Genomic DNA, 6,000 nt, shown 5'->3' on the forward strand with positions numbered 1-6,000 from the left:
CGCGCCGCGGATCGTTCGATTTCGGGCGGGCGGTCCCGGCCGTTCAGACGGTCATCGGGCGGTCGTGCGCACCGATCGGCTCCGGCAGTCGCGTGTGCCCCGTGAGCCAGCGGTCGACCGCGGCGGCCGCCGCCCTTCCCTCGGCGATCGCCCACACCACGAGCGAAGCGCCGCGCCCCGCGTCGCCCGCGACGAACACGCCGGGCACGCCCGTCGAGAAGGCGGGGTCCCGCGCGAGACGGCCCCGCTCGTCGACGCCGAGGCCCAACTGGTCGATGAGGCCGCCGGGTTGACGCTCCGGCCCGTGGAAACCGAGCGCGAGCAGCACGAGGTCGGCGGGCAGTGTCCGCCCCGTGCCCGGCAGTGGCCGGCGCGCCGCGTCCACCTCCACGAGGTGCAGCGCACGCACATGCCCCGCGGCATCCCCCGTGAAGTGCAGCGTGGAGGCGGCGAAGAGCCGGGCGTCCGCGTCGGCCGCCGGGGCGGTGCGCAGCTCACCGGCCTCCTCGTGCGCGGCGGAGAGCCGGTACAGCTTCGGGTACGTCGGCCAGGGCTCGGCGTCCTCGTCGCGCGCCTCGCCCGGCCTGTCGTAGATGTCCAACTGTGTGACGGACGCGGCCTGTTCGCGCACCGCCGTGCCCAGGCAGTCGGCGCCGGTGTCACCGCCGCCGACGATGACGACGTGCTTGCCGGTGGCGGTGAGCGGTGACGCTTGCGTCTCCGGTGGCGTGTTGAGGGGTGTGCTCGTCTCGTTCTTGTTCTCGTTGTCGTAGGTGCGGTTGGCCCACGGCAGGTACTCCATCGCCTGCTCGACGCCGGTCAACTCCCGGCCGGGGACGTCCAGTTCGCGCCATTGTGTGGCTCCCGTGGCGATCACCACGGCGTCGTGACGCGCGCGCAGGTCTGCCGCTGCCAGCTCCCGGCCGATCTCCGTCGACGTACGGAACCGCACGCCTTCCTTGGTCAACTGGTCGAGGCGGCGGTCCAGTTGGCGCTTCTCCATCTTGAACGCGGGGATCCCGTAGCGCAGCAGCCCGCCCGGCCGCTCGTCCCGCTCGTACACGGCGACCGTGTGCCCGGCCCGCGTCAGCTGTTGCGCGGCCGCGAGCCCGGCGGGGCCCGAGCCGACGACGGCGACGGTCAGGCCGCTGTGCCGATCGGGCGGCTGCGCGGTCACGAGACCCTCGTCCCAGGCCCGGTCGGCGATGGCGACCTCTACGTTCTTGATGGTGACGGCCGGCTGGTTGATGGCGAGGACGCAGCCCGCCTCGCAGGGGGCCGGGCACAGCCGGCCGGTGAACTCCGGGAAGTTGTTCGTGGCGTGCAGGCGCTCGCTCGCCGCCCGCCAGTCGTCCCGCGAGACCAGGTCGTTCCACTCGGGGATCAGGTTCCCCAGTGGGCACGCCTCGTGGCAGAACGGGATCCCGCAGTCCATGCAGCGGTCGGCCTGCGCTTCGATGATCGGCAGCAGGCCGCCGGGGACGTACACCTCGTCCCAGTCGCGGACCCGCTCGCCGACCGGGCGGCGCGGCGCCTCCTGCCGGGACGTGGTGAGGAAGCCCTTGGGGTCGGCCATGGCCGTCTCCCTACGCCGTGACTGCTGGCTCTGGCTCTTTTTGTCACGATACGTCGGGTGGGCGCGGGCCGCCCCGGCTCACGTCAGGGCAAGGACGAACAGCAGCGAGGCGGCGGCTCCCGTCGCGGCCCTCACGTGGTTCCACCGCCCCCACTCGACGAGATACGTCCGCCACTGCGCGGCGCTTTTCTCGGACTCCTCGTCGCCGGAGAGCCCCGCGAGCGCCGCGTTGCGCGGCACGTTCGCCAGGACCGTGACGCCGAAGGAGCCCGCCAGGTACAGCGCGCAGCCGAGCAGCAGCTCGACGGTGCCCGCGTCGGGCCAGAGCACGAACGTCACCACCGCGATCACCGCGCACAGCACCGCCGCGCCGAGGAAGACGACCATGAACGGCGGTGCGAGAGCGGCGACGTTGACGGCGTTCATCGCGGCGATCCCCTGCGCGGCGGGCAGCGCGCCCAGTCCGCGCATCACGAACGTGGAGAACGCGACGAACACCCCCGCGCTCACCCCGCACCAGACCGCCCCCAGCACGACCAGCACGAAATACGGACCTTCGATCATGAGCCCCCCATCAAGACGGATCATGCCGCAGTTTGTCGGTTGTGGACAGTGATTTCTCGATTACGTTGAGCGAACGGTGCCGGTTGTGGCGATTCAGTGAAGTGCGTCGGATGCGGTGGGTGTGATGAGTGTGGTGGCCGTGGCGGAGGGGGTGGGAGCCGGCCCCTGCCACTCGTCCAGGACCGCCGCCACGGCCTCGGCCACCCGTGCCCGCGCCTCCCTCCGGGGTACGCCCTCCATCAGGAAGCGGTCGTAGGGCGTGTCCACATGGCGCACGGCAGCCCGCACCGCGGCCGTGACCGCACCCTCGGACAACGCCCGCCCCGCCGCGCTCCGGCCCACCCGCCCGCTCCCGCGCGCCCCGGCATGCCCGGCGATCGCCGCCGCCCGGGCCTCGGGGCAACCGGGAAACAGCCGCCGGATCCGCGCCGCGAACTCCGCCACGAACACCTCGTCCTGCGCCGCCCGCCGCGCCGCGTCCCGCACCCGCCGCCGGGCCCGCGCCTCCGCGTCCGCCAGGCAGCGCGCCTCGGCCCGCGCGAGCGCCGACTCCTCGACGAGCACGCCCTGCCGCTCGTACCGCCCGCGCCTCCGGTGGAAGCGCACGACGACGGCCGAGAGCGCGCTCTCCTCGCGTGCCCTACGGGTCAGTGCCGTGTCCCCGCGCGCCAGGAACACGAGGTGCCCCAGGTCGGCGCAGCCCAGACAGCGGGGCTGCCCACCCTCCAGCGTCAGGAGCCCGAGCGGCCCCCGGCGACAGGCGCCGCACCACTTGCGCTTGACCGGCTGAAAGACGAGCGGGCTGAGCGGGCTGCGTGGGGCGGCTTCGGCAGGCGGTGAGGCGGATCCCGTCGGCGGTGGGGCGGATCCGGTCGGCGGTGGGGCGGCTGCGGTCCGAGGCGGGGTGGCTCCGGCCCAAGATGTGGCGGCTCCGGACCGAGGCGGGGTGGCTCTGGTCATACGGGCGTGATGCCCGCCCCGGGGTGCCCTGCATCATGGAGTGCGTGCGACTCGAAGCGATCACCTGGGAACGGCTCGGCGAGGCCCTCGCCGAGCGGCTGCTCGACCTGAAGCCGGCGGACGGCGGCCCGTGGCCGAAGGTCGCCCTCGACGGAGCGCCGGCCGCCCGCACCGGCGAACTCGCGGCGCTCGTCTCCGAGGCCCTGCGCACCCGCGGCCGGTCTTCGCTCACGGTCGGCACCGAGGGCTTTCTGCGCCCGGCCTCACTCCGGTTCGAGTACGGGCACCGGGACGTCGAGGCGTACTACAGCGGCTGGTTCGACACGGGTGCCCTGTGGCGGGAGGTGTTCGGACCGCTCGAACCGGACGGCACGGGCCGCGTCCTGCCCGACCTGTGGGACCCAGTCACGGACCGGGCGACCCGCAGCGGCTACGTCCAACTCCCTCCCGGTGGCGTGCTGCTGATGCACGGCCCGCTGCTGCTGCACCACTGGTTCCCCTTCGACCTGACCGTGCACGTGAGCCTGTCGCAGGGCGCGCTGCGGCGTCGCACCCCCGAGTCCGAGCAGTGGACGCTCCCGGCCTTCGAGCGCTACGCCTCCGAGACCGGCCCCGCGGCGAGCGCCGACGTCGTCATCCGCGCGGACGACCCGCGGCACCCGGCGTGGAGCGGGTGACCGCTCCGCCCCGCGCGACCCCGCGGCTCACAGCCAGCCGTTGCGCTTGAACCCCCGGTACACCACGAAACAGATCACCGCTATCACGGACATCATCAGCGGGTAGCCGAACCGCCAGTGCAGCTCCGGCATGTTCTCGAAGTTCATGCCGTAGACGCCGCAGCCCATCGTCGGCACGGCCACGATGGCGGCCCACGCGGTGATCTTGCGCATGTCCTCGTTCTGCGCGACCGTCACCTGCGCCAGATGGGCCTGCAGGATCGAGTTGAGCAGTTCGTCGAAGGCCGCTATCTGCTCCGCCGCCCGCAGCAAGTGGTCCGAGACGTCGCGGAAGTACGCCTGTATCTCGGGCGGCACGGCGGGAAAGGGGCGCCCCGAAAGCTCCTGTATCGGCCGGGACAGCGGCACCACGGCCCGCTTCAACTCGAGCAGCTCACGCTTGAGTTGATAGATCCGGCCGGGGTCGGCCTTCGCGCCGTTCGGCGCGAAGACGTCCGCCTCGACCTCGTCGATGTCCGCCTGGACCTCGTCGATCACCGTCAGATAGTCGTCGACGACGCTGTCCGCGATCGCGTGCAGCACCGCCGCCGGGCCCTTGGCCAACTGCTCCGTGTCCGCCTCGATGCGCTCGCGCACGGGACCGAGCGAGCCGTGCCGGCCGTGCCGCACCGTGATCACGAAGTCCTGGCCGAGGAACACCATGATCTCGCCGGTGTCCACCACCTCACTGGTCGCGGTGAGCTCCGCGTGGTCGACGTAGCAGACCGTCTTCAGCACCGCGAAGAGCGTCTGTCCGTACCGCTCCACCTTGGGCCGCTGGTGCGCGTGCACCGCGTCCTCGACGGCCAAGGGGTGCAGGTCGAACAGCTCGGCGATGCCCGCGAACTCCAGCTCCGACGGCTCGTGCAGCCCCAGCCAGACGAACCCGTCCGCCGCCTTGCGCACCGCGCGGACCGACTCGACGAGATCGCTGCCGCCCGACTCGCGCACGCCCTCCCGATAGGTCACGCAGTTCACCACCGCGGAGCCCAGCGGGGAGCGCGCCGGGTGGCTCAGGTCGACCTTGGGCGTGCGCCGCGCGAGCCGTGCGACTCTGCGCAGGCCGCCCACCCTGCGCAGACCGCCGACCTTCCGCAGATTGCCCGCCATCGACATGCTCGGCCCCTCCCGATTTCCCTCCGCTCTCCGTCGCGAAGATGACTTGGTGGCCAGTCTGCCAGCGGCCACCGACAGCGCGTCCACCCCTGGGGGAACGGAAGGCTCCGCTCCGCTGTGCAATGTCCCGTATCCAACGATTGGGCTGGGATGATCGGTTCATGATGCGATCAGGCGACCACGCGTACCTCCTCGACAACCAGCAGCCCGAGGCGGGGCGGCGCTTCGACGCCTTCTCGGTCCTCTTCGACCCCACGACGTTCCGGCACATCGAGCGTCTCGGCATCGGTTCCGGCTGGCGCTGCTGGGAGGTCGGGGCCGGGGGCACGTCGGTGGTCTCGTGGCTCGCGCGGAAGGTCGGCCCGACCGGCCGGGTCCTCGCCACCGACATCGACACGTCCTGGCAGACCGCGACGCCCCGCACGCCCGTCGAGGTGCGGCGCCACGACATCGGCGTCGACGAGCCGCCCGCGGAGAGCTTCGACCTGGTGCACGCGCGGCTCGTCCTGGTCCATGTCCCGGACCGGGAGCGGGCGTTGGCGTCGATGATCCGTGCGCTGCGCCCCGGCGGCCGGCTGGTCATCGAGGACGCCGACCCCGCGCTCCAGCCCCTGCTCTGCCCGGACGAGGCGGGTCCCGCGCAGCAGCTGGCCAACCGGCTGCGGCACGGCTTCCGTTCCCTGCTCGCGGAGCGCGGCGCCGACCTCTCGTACGGCCGCAAGCTGCCCGGACTGCTGCGTGCGGCGGGCCTGGGCCAGGTCGAGGCGGACGCGTACTTTCCGCTGGCTTCGCCGGCCTGTACGGCGCTGGAGACGGCGACGGTCGGGCAGATCCGGTCGCAGCTCGTGACGGCGGGGCTGGCGACGGACGACGAGATCGACCAGCACTTGGCGAATGTGGCCGACGGAACCATGGACCTGGCGACGGCGCCGCTGATCTCGGCGTGGGGGCGGAAGTAGGTTCGCCCGGGGCGGGGCTCGGGGCTCCGCCCCGGACCCCGCTGCTCAATCGCCGCAGGGGCTTGATTTGCCCCAGCCGACCGGATGGTGGCTCCACGCACGCGTGGAG

Annotated in this window: 6 protein-coding genes; 2 read left to right on the top strand and 4 right to left on the bottom strand. The window is 72.6% G+C overall.

Annotation, left to right across the window (positions count from 1 at the left end):
* Positions 1-43: 43 nt before the first annotated feature.
* The 3 genes from ABT004_RS17285 to ABT004_RS17295 form a co-directional block, all read right to left on the bottom strand.
* Positions 44-1,576, bottom strand: a complete 1,533-nt coding sequence (locus ABT004_RS17285) for a glutamate synthase subunit beta (RefSeq protein ID WP_351337197.1) — start codon at positions 1,574-1,576, stop codon at positions 44-46.
* A 78-nt stretch (positions 1,577-1,654) separates the two neighbouring features.
* Positions 1,655-2,140 carry an anthrone oxygenase family protein gene (locus ABT004_RS17290; RefSeq protein WP_351337200.1) on the bottom strand — a complete coding sequence of 162 codons (486 nt, stop codon included), beginning with the start codon at positions 2,138-2,140 and terminating at the stop codon, positions 1,655-1,657.
* Between the two features lie 93 nt (positions 2,141-2,233).
* The gene (locus tag ABT004_RS17295; RefSeq protein WP_451189509.1) at positions 2,234-3,100 is read right to left on the bottom strand and encodes a DUF2293 domain-containing protein; all 867 of its coding nucleotides are present in this window, start codon (positions 3,098-3,100) and stop codon (positions 2,234-2,236) included.
* Positions 3,101-3,144: 44 nt separating this feature from the next.
* Between ABT004_RS17295 and ABT004_RS17300 the strand changes: the two genes are divergently transcribed.
* A complete protein-coding gene (locus ABT004_RS17300) occupies positions 3,145-3,777 on the top strand; it encodes a nucleoside/nucleotide kinase family protein (RefSeq protein ID WP_351337202.1) in 633 nt (210 codons plus the stop codon).
* Positions 3,778-3,804: 27 nt separating this feature from the next.
* On the opposite strand, the gene ABT004_RS17305 is transcribed toward ABT004_RS17300, so the two are convergent.
* Positions 3,805-4,932, bottom strand: coding sequence for a magnesium and cobalt transport protein CorA (locus ABT004_RS17305; RefSeq protein ID WP_351337205.1), 1,128 nt, complete (start codon positions 4,930-4,932; stop codon positions 3,805-3,807).
* Between the two features lie 161 nt (positions 4,933-5,093).
* On the opposite strand from ABT004_RS17305, the gene ABT004_RS17310 reads away from it, so the two are divergent.
* Positions 5,094-5,891, top strand: coding sequence for a methyltransferase domain-containing protein (locus ABT004_RS17310; protein ID WP_351337207.1), 798 nt, complete (start codon positions 5,094-5,096; stop codon positions 5,889-5,891).
* Positions 5,892-6,000: the final 109 nt, after the last annotated feature.

Source organism: Streptomyces sp. NPDC002790 (assembly GCF_040295505.1).
In the GTDB taxonomy this organism is placed as follows: Bacteria; Actinomycetota; Actinomycetes; order Streptomycetales; family Streptomycetaceae; genus Streptomyces.

Excerpts from the sequence above, each read along its gene's own strand:
- ABT004_RS17295 (WP_451189509.1), bottom strand. The coding sequence starts at position 3,100 with ATGACCAGAGCCACCCCGCCTCGGTCCGGAGCCGCCACATCTTGGGCC.
- ABT004_RS17305 (WP_351337205.1), bottom strand. The coding sequence starts at position 4,932 with ATGTCGATGGCGGGCAATCTGCGGAAGGTCGGCGGTCTGCGCAGGGTG.
- ABT004_RS17285 (WP_351337197.1), bottom strand. The coding sequence starts at position 1,576 with ATGGCCGACCCCAAGGGCTTCCTCACCACGTCCCGGCAGGAGGCGCCG.
- ABT004_RS17290 (WP_351337200.1), bottom strand. The coding sequence starts at position 2,140 with ATGATCGAAGGTCCGTATTTCGTGCTGGTCGTGCTGGGGGCGGTCTGG.
- ABT004_RS17310 (WP_351337207.1), top strand. The coding sequence starts at position 5,094 with ATGATGCGATCAGGCGACCACGCGTACCTCCTCGACAACCAGCAGCCC.